Consider the following 17,334-nt stretch of genomic DNA (forward strand, 5'->3'; position numbering starts at 1 on the left):
CCGAGTTGAACGGCCCACAGTCGCGGTGTGTCTGTATTACGTCCGAGTGCCCTGTTCCACTTAAGGGCGTCGGAACGAAGTCGGCGTCGTCTTCCGATTTCGCCGACTTCTGCGTACTTCAATCCGAGTGTCGTTTCCCACTTAAGGGATTCGGATTGAGACTGCCGCCGCCCGGCGCGGCGCGCCGGGAGGGCAGCCGTGGACGGCCGGGGTGACCCGGACGCCCTTCGCATTGCATTCCAATGGCAGTGTAGTATAAAACGCCACCGAAGAAAACCGCCTTCGCCATGCGGTTTCATGACGCGTGTGGTGTGTTGACGAAGGTCTGGTCAGCCAGAGAAGAGTCGAGGAGTCGTGACTCTCGGAAAGTAATATCGCGCGGCTGGAGGCCGGTCGGTCATCCCACGCGTCTCGCGTCAGGTCTGATCGGGTGTCGGCCGCGCGTGTACACGTCGTGGGAGACGGTGCAAAACGTTGTCGGGACGGCGTCGCACGCGTGTGCGAGCGAGTTACTCTTCGAGGTGCTCGATTCCTTTCTTCGAGACGTTGGCCTCGGTGATCGTCTCGGGCATCCAGTCGGGCTTGTTGTCCGGTGCCGACGAACGCCAGGCCCAGCCGTCGTAGATGTGGACCTTGTCGGTTCCTTTCTCACGCAGCCGTAGCTCGATCCGATCCGCGTCGTCCTCGGAGCTCGCGGGCTCGAGTCGGCGCGCCGCTTTGAGTGCTGCCTGCCGGGGAGTGTTTCCCGAATACTCGTGTTCTTCGTCGCCGTTCTCGTCTCGCAGTGCGAAGTTTCGCTTACCGTCTTCTCGTACCATGGTTTGGTCCTCTATGGCATGTGAACACACAGTAGAGTATAAATATATCGGCGAAATGATGACAATCCGGCGATACTGTTTTATACTGCAGTGGTCTCTTCGTTCGGTTTGTGACGCAAGTCGGAACCCCGGACAATCGGGAGAACGGAGAGACGAGGCGCACGGAGGTAAACAACACTTATGTATATCCTACGGCGAACTTCCGGTAGACAACCCCGATGGTTCGGAAAAAGAAGCTCAGTCCGAGTGGCGCGAAAGACGAGAACGGTGAATACCACAACGTTCACCTCAACCTCCACGAGGACGAACTCGCTGTCGCCGGTATGGAGATCGGTGACGAGGTGTTCGTTCGCGTCCGCGACGGCAAGATCATCATCCAGAAGGCCGACCCGGACGACGTCGAACACGACTTCTGAGCTCACTCCCTTGTGCGGCACAGCCGATGGCTGGAGCGGCCGCTCCGTCGGGTTAATAGCGGTCGAGTGATTCTGCCCGCCTAATGAGCCTCTACGACCTCGCGAAGCCAGCGCTTTTCGCGTTGCCACCGGAAACCGCACATCTCGCGGTCCACCGGTTACTCCGAGCCGCCCAACACACACCAGCCGAGGGCGCAGTCCGCCGCCGCTACAGCGTTGACGACGAGCGGCTCGCCGTCGACCGCTTCGGGCTCTCCTTCGACAACCCCGTCGGCGTCGCCGCCGGCTTCGACAAGAACGCCGAGATACCCTCGGTGCTCACCGCGCTCGGCTTCGGTCACGTCGAGATCGGTGCCGTCACCGCGGAGCGACAGTCCGGTAACCCCCGGCCACGGATGTTCCGGCTCCGCGACGACGAGGCACTCATCAACCGGATGGGCTTCAACAACGAGGGTGCCGACCGAATCGGTGACCGGCTCGACAGCGAACCGCTCCCCGATGCCCCGCTCGGCATCAACATCGGGAAGTCGAAGGTCACCCCACTGGAGGAGGCCGCAGACGACTATCTCTACACCTACGAACGCGTCGCCGACGCGGGCGACTACTTCGTCGTCAACGTCTCCAGTCCGAACACGCCCGGTCTCCGCTCACTCCAGAACCGCGAGTCGTTGGAGGAGATCTTCGGAACACTGCAGGACGCCGGTGCCTCGCCACTGCTCGTCAAACTCTCGCCGGACCTGTCGGGGGGAGCCATCGAGGACGCCTTGGCCGTCGTCGACGACCTGGACCTCGACGGCGTCATCGCGACCAACACCACGACCGAACGGCCAGACTCCCTCCAGAGTCCCGAGAAGGCGGAGCGCGGCGGTCTCTCGGGCAAACCTATCGAGGAGCGTGCGACCGGCATGGTGCGGTTCATCGCCGAACGGACGGACGTCCCTGTCATCGGTGTCGGCGGCATTACGGACGCCGAAGGTGCCTACGCGAAGATTCGCGCCGGAGCAAGCGTCGTCCAACTCTACACCGGACTCGTCTACGAGGGGCCGGGTCTCGCCCGCGACATCAACGAAGGACTCGTGGAACTCTTGGAGCGCGACGGCTTCGACAGCGTCGACGACGCAGTCGGAGCGGACCTGTAGCTGCTGAAGATAGAGAACGGCGGAGAGAGGAGAGCCGTTTAGTTCTGAACGACGACGAGCGCGCCGTCGACTTCGAGCATCTCGCCCTCGCCCATGAACTTGCGTTCACGGTTGACCTCGAAGAGGTCCGCGTCGAGTTCGACGTCGGCGACGTGGAGGACGCCGTCCTCGATGGTGTAGTCGCCCGCCTCGATACCGGCTTCGATGTCCGGCACCTGACTGCCGAACTTCGGGCCGACCTGTGCGTAGTCGAGGTCGATGCCCGTGACGACGGACTCGATTTCCGGCTCCTCGTCGAGCGATTCGAGGCTCTCGACGTGCATCACGCGGCTGATATCGTCTTCGAGCCCCGTGATGTTGCCGTAGACCTGCACCGTGTCGACGGCGGCGTTCATCGACAGCTGGTTGTCGCTCTTGTACTTCCGGAGCGCGCCGACGACGGCCATCGCCGTCTCGCCGGCTTCGAGGTCGGCCTCCATACCGCGCGGTTCGGGCCAGTCGGCGCGGTGGACGCTCGTCTCGGCGTCGTGCATGTCCCGCCAGAGTTCCTCGGTGATGTGTGCGAGGAACGGCGCGAACAGCTTCAGGAAGGTCGCGTGGGCCGTCCGGAGCGTGTAGGCCGCCGAGTCGTCCTCGCCCTCCTGGAGTCGCTGTTTGGCAATCTCGAGATAGTCGTCACAGAACGTGTGCCAGAAGAAACTGCGGAGGCTGTCGCGGGCCTTCGAGAACTCGCGGTTCTCCAGTTTCTCCGTGACGAACTCGACTTCGGCATCGAGCTCTGCAAGCAGCCACTTGTCGATAGCCTTCAGGTCGGGCTGCTCGGGCGTCTGGTCTGCGAGGCCTTCGACGAGCTTCGAGGCGTTCCAGAGCTTCCGCATGAGCTTCTCGCCAGCGACGAGGCCTTTCTCCTGGTACGGGAGGTCGTCGCCGATGGCACTGCCGGCGGCCCAGTACCGGGCGGCGTCGACGGGGAACTTCTCCATGACCTCGTCGGGCGAGACGATGTTGCCCAGCGACTTCGACATCTTCACGCGGTTCTCGTCGAGGACCATCCCGTTGATCATCACGGAGTCGAACGGGACCTCGCCGGTGTGCTCGTAGCACTTGACGACCGTGTGGAACAGCCAGAAGCTGATGATGTCGTGGCCCTGCGGCCGGACGTCGAACGGGTAGATCTCGGGACGCTCCATCTGGAGCTCTCCAGATTCCTCGTTCCAGTCCCAGCCGGCGTTGATGAGCGGCGTCAGCGACGACGTCGCCCAGGTGTCGAAGACGTCGTCTTCGGCGACGAACTCGCCGTGGCCACACTCGGGACACGCGTCCACTGGTGGGTCGTCCGAGAGCGGGTCGACCGGCAGCGACTCGCGGTCGGCCATGACCGGCTCGTCACACTCGGCGCAGTACCAGACGGGGAACGGGATGCCCGAGGAGCGCTGGCGGGAGATGGCCCAGTCCCACTGGAGTCCCTCGATCCAGTTCTTGTACCGCGTGAACATCTTCTCCGGGAACCAGTCCATCTGGCGGCCGGCTTCGAGATACTCCTCGCGCTTGTCGAGGAGCTTGATGTACCACTGGTCCTTGACGAGGAACTCGACGCCCGTCCCACAGCGCTCGTGGACGTTGACCGTGTGGGTGATGGCGCGCTTGTCGAGCAGGACGCCCGCGTCGTCGAGGTCCGAGACGATGGCCTCGCGGGCCTCCGTCGAGGCGTGCAGGCCGTCGTACTCGCCTGCGACCTCGGTCATCGTGCCGGACTCGTCGATGGCGATACGCAGCGGCAGGTCGTGGGCCTGATACCACTCGATGTCGGTCTGGTCGCCGAATGTACAGCACATGACGAGGCCCGTTCCCGTCTCCAGGTCGACGCGCTCGTCTTCGAGGATGGGGACGGTCTGGCCGAACAGCGGCACCTCGGCCTCCTGTCCCACGAGGTCCTGATTCTCGTCGTCGTCGGGGTGGACGAAGACGGCGACACAGGCGGGCAGCAGTTCGGGGCGGGTCGTCGAGATGACGAAGGAGTCGTCGCTGTCGGCAATCCCGAACTCGATGTCGTGGAAGTGCGAGGCCTGCTCGTCGTCCTCTGTCTCGACCTGCGAGATGGCCGTCTCACACTCGGGACACCAGATGGCCGGAGCGCGCTGGCGGTATTCGCGGCCCTGGTCGTAGAGTTCGAGGAACGAGAGTTGCGAGATGCGTTGGACGCGCGGCTCGATGGTCTGGTAGGTCTGGTCCCAGTCGATGGAGACGCCGATGCCCTGCATCTTCTCGTTGAAGTCGGCCTCGTACTCGGCGGTGACCTCGCGGCACATCTCCTGGAACTCCCGCCGGCCGTAGTCCTGGTGGCGGACGTCGAGTTCGTCCTCGGTCAGCCGTTCGGAGGCGATGCCGTTGTCGTCGTAGCCGAACGGGAAGAAGACGTCCTTGCCCTGCATCCGGTTGTAGCGGGCGACGACGTCCTGGAGGATGGAGCCGTAGACGTGGCCCCAGTGGAGGCTCCCCGATACCGTCGGCGGCGGCGTGTCGATAGAGAAGGCGGTGTTGGGGTCGACGGCGTCGCCGTGGTAGGCGTAGGTGTCGTCTTCCACCCACTGGTCTTGCCACTTGGGTTCGACGGTCTCGGGGTCGTATTCTCCACTCGGCATTCTTGGCTTGTGGTCCGCTTGCGTCGCTGTTAAAGAACTCGGTTGTCCGGGAGGCCGTAACAGGCTCACACGGCCGATGCACGGAGCGTCTCCCCTGTCGGCGGCCCCAGCCGCTCAGTCCGACGTGGCGGCAGTCTTCTCTTGCGCCGATTCGAGCGCGTCGAAGCCGCGTTCGAGGTCGGCGAGCAGGTCGGCGATGTGTTCGACACCGACTGACATCCGCACCAGCGAGTCGGTGATGCCGAGTTCGTCGCGGGCGGCCTGCGTGAGCGGCGAGTGCGTCATCGTCGCCGGATGCTCGACGAGCGATTCGACACCGCCGAGACTCACGGCCAGCGGGAACTCCCGGAGTGCACCGAGGAACTGTTCGACACCGGCCAGCTCGGCGTCGAGTTCGAACGAGAGGACGCCGCCGTAGCCGCTCATCTGCCGCTTCGCGAGGTCGTGCTGGGGGTGACTCTCGAGGCCGGGATAGTGGACCGCGGTCACGAGGTCGTGCGATTCGAGGTAGTCGGCGACGGCCAGCGCGTTCTCCTGGTGGCGCTCCATCCGCAGCGGGAGCGTCTTCGTCCCACGGAGCACCATGTAGGCGTCGAACGGCGAGAGCATGTTGCCCATGCCGACCTGCTGGAGGAAGCGGATCTCCCCCGCGAGCGTCTCGTCGTCCGTCACGACCGCGCCGCCGACGGAGTCGCTGTGGCCGTTGAGATACTTGGTCGTGCTGTGGACGACGACGTCGGCCCCGAGCGCGAGCGGTTGCTGGAAGTACGGGCTGACGAAGGTGTTGTCGACGCCGAGGAGCGCGCCGGCGTCGTGGGCGACGTCCGCCAGCGCCGCGATGTCACAGAGCCGCATCAGCGGATTGGTCGGCGTCTCCATCCAGAGCAGTTCGGTCTCCGGGCGGACCGCGTCGGCGACGGCGTCGGGGTCGCGGGCGTCGACCAGCGTCACGTCGACCCCGAGACGCTCCTCGAACAGCCGCGAGAGCATCGTCTTCGTCCCACCGTAGAGGTCGTCGAAGGCGACGACGTGGTCGCCGGGCTGGACGGTCGCCATCACCGTCGAGACGATGGCCGCCGTCCCGGAGGCGAAGGCCATCCCGTACTCGCCCCCCTCCATCGCCGCCAACCGATGCTCCAACGCGTTCCGCGTCGGATTCGACAGCCGTGAGTAGAGATACTCGCCGGCGTCAGGGTTCAACGATTCGAGGTCCGCGTCCGGGTTGAGACCGCCGACGGCGTAGGTCGACGTCAGGTGGATGGGGACGACGACGTCCTCGGCGACGTCGCTCGTCGTCGACTCGTGCTCGCCGTGGGTCACGCTGAGCGTCTCGAACCGTTTGTTGTGAATGTCCATTAAGAATAGAGATGGGAAGACAGGTTGTAACGTTTTCGTAACTTCGGTGAAAAATTAGTATAGAGTATCGCCACACTGCGTAAAATTCTCGTGGGTTATGCGACGTCCGTCCCGTCCGCCGGCAGTGTCACTCGGCGACAGGTTCGAGCACGAACTCGTACATCGAGGTGTCGCTGTGGAGTCCGTAGAGCCAGTAGCACGTGTTCTCCTTCCGGACGTACTCCTCGTTCCCGCCGCTGGGTTCGAGTTCGTCGGGGAACTCGTAGTCACGCGCTTCGTACGACCCGTCTTCGAGCGCGCTGTCGAAGGCGGCCTGCCCCTCGGCCGAGAGGTTCGCGTACGTCAGCGTCTCGTTCCCTTCGGCCTCCGCGCAGTCGACCTCGTCGGGGCGGATGCTGTACGTGACGATCCAGTCGAACTGTGGCTCGTACTGGGTCCCCTCGTACAGAATCGCGTCGTATTCGCGGAGTTTCTTCATCGTCTCGTACTGAACGGCGGTCCGCTCGCGGAGCACCGCCTCTTCGACGACGCGCTGGTGACGGTCAGAGAGCGAGTCGTAGGCGACGACACCGGGCGGGAGCGAGGTGGTCGTCGATGAATCGGTCGGTGACTCGGCCGTCGGCGACGACCGGTCGGTCGGCGCGGCGGGACCGAGACAGCCCGCGAACCCGGCGGCGACGCTGCCGAGGAAGCCGACGACTGTCCGACGTGACGGGCGCGGTGGAGGGCGCATAGTCGAACGCCCATCCGCGAGAAACAAGTGTTTTCTGCCGAGTGAGTGAGTCGAGTTTCCCGAGTTTCCCGAGTTACTCGTCGGCCAGCGCGTCCAGTCGGAACTCGAAGGCCGCGACCGGCAGTTCGAGGTCGTGTTCGACGAGCACCTTCGGGTGGACTTCGCCGACGACGCCGACCTCCTCGCCGTCGATGACCACGGCAGCGACGCGGCCGGGGATGAACGACGGATGCTCCGTCGCGGGCGTCTCCAACTCGACGTCGAAGTCGCGACAGAGTGCCTGCAGGCGACCCTTTGCGTCCTCGTAGGTCGCGTCGAAGCGGGCCAGCGCGCCGGCGACCGTCCGGTGTTCGGCGACGTTCGTGTTCTCCGAGTCGTCGCGTTCGGCCGCGAGGCCGATCTCCGCGAGGTCCTGCGGATACGGCCGGTGGGTGTTGTTCTCCAGCACCATCATGAGCGACGGGAGTGCCCACGACCGGAGTTGCGTGTAGTCCTCACTGTAGGGTTCCGTGATCTCGACCGGCTCGCCGCCGCCGACGACGTCGCTGCCGGCGTCGACGTGCATCCGCTCGTAGTTCTCTTCTCCACTGATCATGTGGAAGTTGAGCAGGTCTTCGAAGCCCAGTCCCACGAGACTCCGACGGGCGGCGTCTTCGAGCGTCGAGTGCTCGTGGCGGCCGCCGACGGTGCCGATGTCGGGATATTTCGGGACGAGTTCGTTGAACCCGTACGCGCGGCCGACGTCGTCGACGAGGTCGATGGGGTGGAGCACGTCGACGCGGTACGGCGGAACCGACACCTCGTAGGCGAGGTCCTCGGCTTCGTCGTCGAGTTCGGCGTCCACTTCGGCGGCGTCCGATGCCGCCTCAGCATCCAGCCCAGAACGCTCGAACAGGTCGATGGTCTCCTGCTCGTCGAGTTCGAGACCGAGCATCGTCTCGATGCGGTCGTGGGTGACAGTCTTCGTCCGGACCTCGAAGTCCGGCTTGACGGCCGTTCCGCTGGGATAGTTGACCTCCACCTGCTCGATTGTCGCCCCGCGTGCGGCGAGGGCGTAGCAGATGATGTTGCACATATGGTCGATGGTCCACTGGTCGGTCCCGGTGAGTTCGACGAACAGGTCACGCGAGTCCGTCGACACCTCGGTCCGACGGCCGTTGATGACCGGCGGGAACGAGAACAGCCCGAGTTCGTCGTAGATGGCGGGCACGCGGTCGTACTCGGCCACGATGTCCGCGTACTTCTGGCCAGTGGGGTGGTCGTCGAGCACCTGCGCCGGTGAGAGTTCACGGTCGGAGTCAAGCGCGACGAAGGTGTCGCCCTCCGGGTCGATGCCTTTGTAGGTGATGGAGTTGCCACCCTCCTCGCCGAGCATCTCGCCTTTCAGCATCGTCAGGTCGTGGATACCGATGGCACCCTTGACGCGCTTGCGACCCATCGTCGCGTGCAGTTTCTCCTGCAGTTGGATGATGGAGTCCAAGCCAGCTTCCGAGAGGTTCGCACCGCGAATCACCGCGCCGGTGACGTACGGCCGCTCGTCGGGGACGGACTCGTCGACCTCGATGGTCCAGTCCGGGTCGTTCGTCTTGGGCACGTAGACACCGCGGTCGTCTCCGTACTGGTAGCGAAGCGACCGGGCGACGCCCTCGACGGAGAGTCGGTCCAGCCGGTCGGGACCGAACTCCAGTTGCATCAGGCCGTCCTCGGTGTCGCCCTCGTATTCGAGACCGAGCGCGAAGAGGTCGTCTTTCAGTTCGTCGTCGCTCTTGTCTTCTTTTCCAGTGAGTCGGCGGAGTTCGTCCGGGTCGACGTCTACGACAGGCATCAGTGAAGCACCTCCGTTTCCCGCAGCAGTTCGAGGTCACACAACGTCCCGTGGACGTCGCGGATGTCCTCGAAGCCGTACATCAGCATCAGCAGGCGTTCGAGCGCGAGGCCCCACGCCATCACGTCACACTCGATACCGAGCGGTTCGAGCACCTCCGGGCGGAACATCCCCGAGTTGCCGATCTCGATCAGCTCCCCCGTCTCGGGATGGCGGCCGAACAGCTCGAACGACGGCTCCGTGTAGGGGTTGTAGTGCGGCTTGAACTGGATGTCCGTGATGCCGAACTGGCGGTAGAACTCCTCGAAGGTCCCCATCAGGTCCCGTACCGAGAGGTCCTCGCCCATGACCCAGCCCTCGATCTGGAAGAACTCCAAGAGGTGCGTCGGGTCGAGCGTGTCGTTACGGTAGACCTTCTCGACACTGAAATACCGCTGCGGCGGTTCGAGGTCGCCCTGCGCGTAGCCCGAAAGGTAGCGCATCGACAGCGACGTGGTGTGACCACGGAGCGCGATGGCGCGGGCGAAGTCCTCGGACCACGGCGAGTGGTAGCCGTCGCCGTCCTCGCCGACACCCTCGCGGTGAGCACTCTCGACTCTATCCACCAGGTCCGCCGGAATCTCCTGAATCGGCGGGACGTCCAGCGCGAAGCGGTCCCAGTGGGTTCGCGCGGGGTGGTCCTGCGGCATGAAGAGACAATCGTTGATCCAGAAGTCCGCGTCGGCGTGCGGCCCCTCCATCTCCTGAAAGCCCATCCCGACGAGCGTGTCCTTCACTCGGTCGGCGGTCTGTCGGAGGATGTGGGTCTTGCCACCCTGTGCGGTCGGGGCGTCGGCCTCGACGTTGTACTCGGTGAACTCGACGTCTTGCCACTCACCCGAGGTCAGCATCTCGGGGGTCAGGCGGTCGACGGTCTGGGCGGCTTCGACGCCCTCCATCAGCGCGGTTACGCCGTCGTCGGTCAGTGTCACGAGTCGGACGGTGCGCTCAGAGCGCTCCACGAGGCCACGGCTCTCCAGTTGGTCGAGCACGTCGTCAGCGACGTCGCCAGCCTCGTCGTCGGCGACAGCCGAGAGTGCGGCGGCTTCCTCGTCCGCATCCGGGTCGGCGTCGGCGTTCGCGTCGACTGCTCCGCCGTCGATGACGCCGTAGCCCTTCCGGGCGAAGTTCGAGAGGGCGATGTTGACCTGCGGACCGCCGAGGCCCGAGGCACCGATGAGCTGGCCCATCTCGACCGGTTCTGCGTCGGCACCGGCGTCGATGGCGGCGCGGTAGAGGCGGACCTCCGGCAGGCCGTCGTCGAGATACTCCTCGCCCTCCTCGGTGAGTGAGGCACTCGTCTCCAGTTCTTCGTCGACGGCGACGAGGCCGTCGTCGCGGAGGTCGAAGGCCGCACCCGTCACCGTCTCGGGTTTCAGGCCCGTCGCCTCCGCCAGTTGGTCGATTGTCTGTGCGTCCGTCGCGCTCGCGGCTTCTAACACCGCGACCTGTGTTTCCGGGAGTCGCATATCGTCGTTGCTTCGGATACCGTGTGGTCGTCAGTTAGCAGTTCCGGGACAGTCGTCTCCTGTCCCTACGCCGAATCGGAGCGGGTTCGTCCGCCGGGTCGGCGGTGTCGGGGTGAACCGAACACCGCGAGTCCGACGGAGTCCACCGCCCCGCTCAGGCGTCGAAAAAGAACCCGAACCCGCTGGTAGTCGCTCGGCGCACGGGCGTCACAACGTCGGATTCGGACGTCATACTCGGGAGAAGACCGCCACGAGACAAAAACGTTCGGAAGGAGCGAGTCAGCGTCGTCAGAATCGGCGAGGCGATGACAGACTTACTCGCCGTTCGGCGCGATGCCGCGACGGTCGGACTCCAGCGAGAAGTCGAGGTCCTCCAGCAGTTCCTCGGCCTCCTCGCGCTTCTCCTGGTGCTCTTCGAGGAACTCGCGCATCAACTCCGCTGCTTGCTCTTTGCAGCCACCACAGAGGCGTTCGCCGCCGACACATTCGTCGTAGACCTTCTTCGCGAACTCGTCGTCGTCGCCCGAGAGCAGGTAGGCGTAGAGTTCGTAGACGGGACATTTGTCGGCCTCGCCGCCGAGTTCGCGCTGTTCCTCGGCCGTCGAGCGGCCACCCGTCGTCGCCGACTTCACCTTGTCGTAGCCGTCTTCGGGGTCGTCGAGCAGGCTGATGTGGCTCGCCGGGATCGAGGAGGACATCTTCCCGCCCGTGAGGCCGGTCATGAACCGGTGGTAGACCGAGGAGGGGGGAATGAAGCCGTAGCCCTCGTTGTCGAGTTCGACCTCGCGGGCGAGTTCGTCGGCCTCGGTCCGCGAAAGGTCGAAGGCGTCGACGTGTTCGTCGTAGCGGCGTTTCTCGCCGTCGATAGCCTCGATGAGTGCCTCGAAGGCCTCGTCCGTGGCGTTCCTGTCGAGGAACCGCGTTCGCGGGCGCAGGGGTTCCTTGCCCGCGGCGCGGAGCTTCTTCACCGTACTGTCGCGGACGTCATCCGGCGTCAGTTCGGCTTCGAGCCAGTCGGCGGCGTCCTCACAGCGGACCATCTCGTCCTCGTCGACGTCGTCGCGGAGCGCGCCGTAGGCGGCCGCGAGCAGTTCGCGCTCGGCGTCGTCGGCCTCGAAGCTCGCGTACGCCTCGGTCACCTTGAAGAACCGCATCCGGGTCGAGAGGTCGCGGGCGAAGCGGACGTGGGGGTCCTGGTCAGGTCCGACGGGAATGACCGTCGGCTTCGGCTCGTCCATCTGCGGGTAGAGGATGTCCGCCATCTGCGTGACGACCGACTGCATATGCGAGACGTTGGTCTCGCCGTCGAAGCCGTAGATGGCCTGGAACTCCGAGAAGTTGGCCTTGCCGCCGAGTTCGAACGCGAGGTCCTGGAGGTCGCGGTTCTGGCTCTGGCGGTAGAGCGTGCCGTCCTCGGCGTCGAAGCCGAGCGCGATGAGCGAGAGGAGATAGTCCCGAGCGTGTTCGTCGATCTCGTCCCACGTCAGCCCGCGGGCAGAGTGGGCTTCGAGGTCCGCGATGAGACCGTAGGCGTCGCCGCCCTGCTGTTGGTGCCAGATGATTTCATCGAATACCAGCTTGTGGCCGATGTGGGGGTCGCCCGTCGGCATGAAGCCCGAAAGTACGGCAAAGTCGTCGCCCTCGCGCATGGCCTTCGCGACGGGGCGGTAGTCGCGGTGGCCGAAGATGACGCCGCGACGCATCAGGTAGTGCGGCCGCGGAATCTCGTCGAGTACCTCGTCGAACTCCTCGATGCCGAACTCCTCGAACAGTTTGCGGTAGTCCGAGACCGTGGACGAACCCCACGGGTCGAGCTGGACGTCGTCGGCACCGGCGGTGTCGACGTCGCCGCCGTCGGTCCGCATCTCTTCCTCTACGTTCGTCTCGGGGTCCGTGTCTCGGGTCATGGTGTGAGTCGGGCGACCGACAGCCAGTCTATCCGTTCGTTGGCGTCGGTCAGCGCAAAAACCATTCGTTTCCGTACCCCGCCAGCGAGGCGGACGTCCAGCGCTAAATCCCGCGGTGCGAAGACGTGCTCCGGGGGGAGCACCCGAATCAGATGCTCGGAGTGCGAGAGGTTCGAGACCGACTCGACCTCGGCGTAGGTCCGGAAGTCCGCGCCGAACTTGTAGCCCGTCTTGGGGACGACGCGGCGGTCACGAAGCTCCGCGTAGACCGCCAGCCGACGGTCGAACCGGTCACCCTCGACGTCGCGGCCGCGGGCGACGATGGCGGCGTAGTCGTCTTCGGAACCGTCGAGCGACAACACGCCGTCCGCCGCGAGCGACGCCGCCTCGACGAGCGAGAGCTGAATCGCGCCCGTGATGTCGGCGTCGCGGCCCGTCAGCGGCTGGCCGTAGAAACCGTACTCGTAGAGCGACTCGGGTGCGTCCCAGACGACGACACGGTCTTCGAGCAGGACGCCCGCGAGCGAGTTCGGCGGGGTGTACTCCGTCTTCCCGTCGAGCGTCGGCGTCGTCGCTTCGAGGTAGGTCAGTTCACTCTCCTCGTCGACCACGGCGAGCACGAGGTCCTCCGTCAGGAGTTCCTCGGCCGGGACCGGCTGGCGTTCGCCGACGACGCGGACGCGGTGTTCGACTGCGCCCTCCCCGGGACCAGTCCCGCGAGGGTGGACGACGAAGTCGTAGTCGTCGCGCGAGAGGTCGCTGTCGTCGTCCCGCGCGCCGGGCCAGCCCTCGCGCGTCGGTGAGAGGTAGAAGCCGCGCCCGCGGAGGTCGATGTAGACCAGAAAGCGGAGCGCGAAGCGGTCGCTGGCCTCGGTCGAGGCGACGAAGAACTCGCGGAAGTCCATGCCGTCTATGGACTCTACGTCGCCGCGGAAGAGGAGGTGGGCGGCCTCGACACGGGAGACGTCGATGTCGTTCCCCCCGGCGGGTCGGCCGTAGCCCCGCGAGTCGTGGAACCGTTGGCGTGCGTCGCCGCCGAGGCGCACGACGTCGCCCTGAAGATGTCCGTCCATGGGCTATGGACGTGCCGACGACGACAAAGGGGCGTCGGTGTGGGCGCGGGTCACGCCAATCAGTCAGGTTTGAAACCGCTCACAGGTCCCGTCCAGACACCGCCGCCCCGCACCCGTCTCGAACACCGGCAGCCCACACTCACACTCGTCGACGACGACGCCCGCCGGCAGCGAGAACGCCGTCTCGCAGTCCGGATAGGCGTCGCAGCCAGCGACGAGATGGCCGCCCGCGCCGCGGACGATACGGAGGTCGGCGTGGCAGTCGGGACAGGTCCACTCGCGGTCGAACCGCTTGGTGACGCGGTCGGCCAGCGACTCACACCGCGGGTCGAGACACACCTCGAAGACCTCACCGCGTTCGACCCGAAGCAGGGGGAGCCCGCAGTCCCCGCAGGTCCGGTCGAGTACCGTCGCGGCGGCCGTGAGGCCGTACTCGTCCTCACAGCCGAGACAGCGGACGTCGCCGCCGGCCCGGACGAGCGCGCCGTCGCAGTCGGGGCACGTCCCGACCGGGACGCCCGCGGCGGAGACGGGGACGTCCCGGCGTGTCGTCGTCGCGTGTGAAACCACGCGGAGCAGTTGGTCGCCCGCCTGCGCGGTGACGCCGAAGCCGTCGTCGTCGGCTTCGACGGTCACGCTGTCGGCGCGGGTGAGCCACGCCACGGGCTGGTAGCCGTCGGCGTCGTGGACGAGCACCGTCTTGTCGGGTTTGACCACGACGACGACGTGGCCGCGCTGGGTCCGGTCGCGGGTCCCCTCGAAGGTCGTCGTACAGTCGCCAGCGAAGATGCGCATCGTGTCTGTCACGGGAGGTCTGGCCGCCTTCTCGGATTTGAACCTACGGAGCGGAGCCGGATGGACAGAACGCCTTTCTCCGTGGGGGCCGCCCTGTCGAGTATGACCGACCAACCGCCCGTCCTCTTCGACATGGACGGCGTCATCGTCGACTCCGAGACCTACTGGCACGCCTTCGAGGAGGAGACGCTGTTCCCCGAGACGCTCGCGGGCGACCATCCCGACCTCGACGAGGTGACGGGGATGAACTACCGCGAAATCTACGACTATCTCGAGACGAACTACGAGCCGACGATTACGAAAACCGAGTTCATCGAGCTGTACAACGAGACGGCGACGAAAATCTACGGCGAACAGGTCGCGCTGATGGACGGCTTCGACGCGCTGACTGACACCCTCAGAGACCGCGGCGCGAAGCTCGCCATCGTCTCGTCGGCTCCCAAATCCTGGATCGAGACGACGGTCGACCGCTTCTCGCTCGGCCCGTTCGACCTCGTCTTGAGCGCCGAGGACATCGACGCGCCCGGCAAGCCCGAACCCCACATCTACGAGCACGCCGCGAGCGAGATCGACGCCGACCCCGCCGACTGTATCGTCGTCGAAGACTCGGAGAACGGCGTAACGTCGGCGTCGCGGGCGGGTGCCTATGTCGTCGGCTACCGGACGGGCCCGAACGCCGAGACGGACCTGTCGCTGGCGGACGTCGTCGTCAACGGGCCCGAGGAACTGCGGGCCGAGCTGTTGGACTGATTATTCGACGTCGACCGTCCGCGACTCCCGATACGGCATCAGCGGCAAGTCGGGGAAGGTCACCTCGACCGTGAACTCCAACTCGTCTTTCGCGCCGAAGACACCGACCGGGACGGTCGTCACATCCGAGAGGTAGGTCGACGACTGGCTCATCTCGACGTCGTTGACGGTCACGCGAATCCCCGCCCGCGCCGCGCCGCCGACGTTCCGCACCGACACGTCGCACATCTCGTTGTCGCCGAGCGTGATGCTCGTCGGGAAGTCGCCCCACTCCACCTCGATGCGAGGCATCGACTTCGCGGCCTTCAGGACGCGTTCGGCGACGCCCTCGGACATCCCCGCGCGGGTGAGTTCCGAAACGCCAGCGTCGACGACGTCTGCAGGAGAGGTGAGACCACCCGTCGCCAGCGTCTCCGCGCGGCCCGACCCGACGCCGTCGATGGCGGTCAGGGCGACGGCGTCGCGGTCGACGCCGTTCTCGACGCGGGCCTCCACGCGGGCCGCGAGGTTGGCCGCGCGGGGGCCGGTGAAGCGGTCGAGGAACTCCTGCAGTGCCGCAAGAAGCCTGAGAGCGTTCTGCCGGATGACCCACGCGTCGCTGCGGAGGTCCGAGGGGACGGAGCCGGTCATGCTGGCTTCGAGGATGGCGAACACCTTCCGGTGGCCGTCTTCGAGGTCTGTCTCGCCGGAGATGACCGACTCCACCGCGTCGGACTCCGACTGGCGCGCGGAGACCGAGTCGAACTCGGCTGCGGCGGCGACGGTTTCGAGGACGGCGTCGACCGTGATGGTCTCGCGCTCACAGAGGTCGCGGAACCGACGAGCCGTCTCCAGGCGGAGGTAGTACTTCGAGGCGAGGTTACCCAACGGCGTGGGGTCCAGCCCGAGGTTCTCGTCGGTGGCGATGAACTCCCGCGAGACGAGCGTCTCCAAGGTGTCGCGCACGCGCTCGCGGAGGTCCTCGAAGTCGTAGTGTTCGGGCTTGTTGCGGGCGCGGACGTAGTAGAACGTCGTCTCCAGCCACGACATCACGTCGTCGAGGTCGCCGATGGTACCCATCGCGATCTCGGCGTTGAGATGCGAGTCGAGGTCTTCTGCCAACCGGGACTCGATCTCTTTGCCCTCTTTCAGGAGGCGGCGGTACTTGTCGGCCTCCGAGCGGTCGCAGACGACCCAGCCGTAGCCGACGTCGTCGTAGCCCGGCCGGCCGGCGCGGCCGAGCATCTGGAGCACGTCCAGCGGGCTGATGTCGACGTCGCCCTCCAGCGGGTCGTGGTGTTTCGTGTCGCGGATGACGACACAACGGGCGGGGAGGTTGACCCCCCACGCGAGCGTCGAGGTGGAGAACAGCAGCTGGATCTTCCCCTCCTTGAACCACTGTTCGACCAGGTCGCGGTCGTTCTTCCCGAGGCCGGCGTGGTGGAAGGCGACCCCGTCCAGCACGGACTTCCGAAGGGTGTCGTTCGACAGCTGTTTCGCGTCGTTGTGGAAGTCGTAGTCGCCGCGCGCACCGATAGGAATGTCGCGTTCGGCGATTTCGTCGCGGGCTTTCCGGGCGGCCATCACCGAGTCCTGTCTGGAGGCGACGAAGACGAGCGACTGGCCGCCGTCACGGATGTGTGGTTCCGCGAGGTCGAGCGCGCGGTAGAGCCTGCGGTACTTGTCGGCGAAGGAGTTCTCGCCGTGCGTGTAGGTCTTGACGCCCGCGTGGAGGTCGACCGGGCGGTACTCGTCGCCGAACTCGAAGGTCGACTCGGGCGGAGCGTCCAGCCACTCGGCGACGTCCTCGACGTTGGGCATCGTCGCCGACAGTGCCACGATGCGCGGGTCGCAGAGACGTCGGAGCCGCGAGACGGTGACTTCCAGTACGCCGCCGCGCTTCTCGGAGTCGAGCAGATGGACCTCGTCGATGACGACGCAGTCGACCTGCGTGATGAAGGAGTAGCGCGGCGACTCGTGTTTCCGCGTCGCCGAGTCGGTCTTCTCCGGGGTCATCACGAGGATGTCCGCACGTTCGGCCCGACGGGGGTTGAGGTCGCGCTCGCCGGTGACGACGTAGACGGAGTAGCCGAGCGACTCGAAGCGTTCCCACTCCGACTCCTTCTCGTTCGTCAGTGCCCGCATGGGGGCGATGAAGAGTGCAGTGCCCCCCTTGCTGAGACAGCGGCAGATGGCCAACTCGGCCAGGGCGGTCTTGCCGCTGGCGGTCGGCGCGCTGGCGACGAAGTTGTCGCCGCCGTCGAGGATAGCCGGCAACGCCTCGCGCTGCATCCGGTTGAACTCGTCGAAGCCGAAGGCGTCGGCGAACTCCGGGACGGCCTCGGCGACCTTCACCGGCGACCACCCGCAGAAACTGGGGACACGCTCATCGG

The 17,334-nt window shown here is 65.7% G+C and carries 13 protein-coding genes; 3 read left to right on the forward strand and 10 right to left on the reverse strand.

All coding sequences use genetic code 11. The annotated features are described in order from the left end of the window. Nucleotides 1-509: 509 nt before the first annotated feature. The gene (locus BLR57_RS00005) at nucleotides 510-818 is read right to left on the reverse strand and encodes a non-histone chromosomal MC1 family protein (RefSeq protein WP_089692880.1); all 309 of its coding nucleotides are present in this window, start codon (nucleotides 816-818) and stop codon (nucleotides 510-512) included. 218 nt (nucleotides 819-1,036) lie between these two features. On the opposite strand from BLR57_RS00005, the gene BLR57_RS00010 reads away from it, so the two are divergent. After that, on the forward strand, nucleotides 1,037-1,234 hold the full coding sequence (locus tag BLR57_RS00010; protein WP_089692882.1) for a hypothetical protein: 198 nt from the start codon (nucleotides 1,037-1,039) through the stop codon (nucleotides 1,232-1,234). Between the two features lie 83 nt (nucleotides 1,235-1,317). Beyond that, nucleotides 1,318-2,373, forward strand: coding sequence for a quinone-dependent dihydroorotate dehydrogenase (locus BLR57_RS00015; protein WP_089692884.1), 1,056 nt, complete (start codon nucleotides 1,318-1,320; stop codon nucleotides 2,371-2,373). 38 nt (nucleotides 2,374-2,411) lie between these two features. Here BLR57_RS00015 and BLR57_RS00020 read toward each other — a convergent pair whose 3' ends face one another. From BLR57_RS00020 to BLR57_RS00055, 8 genes are all read right to left on the reverse strand, one after another. Next, complete coding sequence (locus BLR57_RS00020; RefSeq protein WP_089692886.1) at nucleotides 2,412-5,015, reverse strand: valine--tRNA ligase; 2,604 nt, start codon at nucleotides 5,013-5,015, stop codon at nucleotides 2,412-2,414. A 114-nt stretch (nucleotides 5,016-5,129) separates the two neighbouring features. Beyond that, complete coding sequence (locus tag BLR57_RS00025; RefSeq protein WP_089692888.1) at nucleotides 5,130-6,371, reverse strand: trans-sulfuration enzyme family protein; 1,242 nt, start codon at nucleotides 6,369-6,371, stop codon at nucleotides 5,130-5,132. A 127-nt stretch (nucleotides 6,372-6,498) separates the two neighbouring features. After that, a complete protein-coding gene (locus tag BLR57_RS00030; protein WP_089692890.1) occupies nucleotides 6,499-7,104 on the reverse strand; it encodes a DUF7979 domain-containing protein in 606 nt (201 codons plus the stop codon). Between the two features lie 73 nt (nucleotides 7,105-7,177). Beyond that, nucleotides 7,178-8,929: a phenylalanine--tRNA ligase subunit beta gene (pheT, locus tag BLR57_RS00035; RefSeq protein WP_089692891.1), complete on the reverse strand. Its 1,752-nt coding sequence runs from the start codon at nucleotides 8,927-8,929 to the stop codon at nucleotides 7,178-7,180. Continuing rightward, the gene (gene pheS / locus BLR57_RS00040; RefSeq protein ID WP_089692893.1) at nucleotides 8,929-10,437 is read right to left on the reverse strand and encodes a phenylalanine--tRNA ligase subunit alpha; all 1,509 of its coding nucleotides are present in this window, start codon (nucleotides 10,435-10,437) and stop codon (nucleotides 8,929-8,931) included. Before pheS ends, pheT begins: the two co-directional genes overlap by 1 nt. Nucleotides 10,438-10,751: 314 nt before the next feature. Then, a complete protein-coding gene (locus tag BLR57_RS00045; protein ID WP_089692896.1) occupies nucleotides 10,752-12,344 on the reverse strand; it encodes a tryptophan--tRNA ligase in 1,593 nt (530 codons plus the stop codon). Next, complete coding sequence (gene endA / locus BLR57_RS00050) at nucleotides 12,341-13,417, reverse strand: tRNA-intron lyase (RefSeq protein WP_089692898.1); 1,077 nt, start codon at nucleotides 13,415-13,417, stop codon at nucleotides 12,341-12,343. The genes BLR57_RS00045 and endA overlap by 4 nt, the downstream gene beginning before the upstream one ends. 63 nt (nucleotides 13,418-13,480) lie before the next feature. Further along, nucleotides 13,481-14,212, reverse strand: coding sequence for a topoisomerase DNA-binding C4 zinc finger domain-containing protein (locus BLR57_RS00055; RefSeq protein WP_089695402.1), 732 nt, complete (start codon nucleotides 14,210-14,212; stop codon nucleotides 13,481-13,483). A 102-nt stretch (nucleotides 14,213-14,314) separates the two neighbouring features. On the opposite strand from BLR57_RS00055, the gene BLR57_RS00060 reads away from it, so the two are divergent. Next, nucleotides 14,315-14,962 (forward strand): HAD family hydrolase, encoded by a 648-nt coding sequence (locus tag BLR57_RS00060; RefSeq protein WP_089692900.1) that lies wholly within the window; start codon nucleotides 14,315-14,317, stop codon nucleotides 14,960-14,962. Here the strand turns inward: BLR57_RS00060 and BLR57_RS00065 are convergent, their stop codons facing one another. Beyond that, the gene (locus tag BLR57_RS00065; RefSeq protein WP_089692902.1) at nucleotides 14,963-17,296 is read right to left on the reverse strand and encodes a DEAD/DEAH box helicase; all 2,334 of its coding nucleotides are present in this window, start codon (nucleotides 17,294-17,296) and stop codon (nucleotides 14,963-14,965) included. It lies immediately after the preceding gene. Between the last annotated feature and the right edge of the window lie 38 nt (nucleotides 17,297-17,334).

Source organism: Halogranum gelatinilyticum, from assembly GCF_900103715.1.
GTDB classification, from domain to species: domain Archaea; phylum Halobacteriota; class Halobacteria; order Halobacteriales; family Haloferacaceae; genus Halogranum; species Halogranum gelatinilyticum.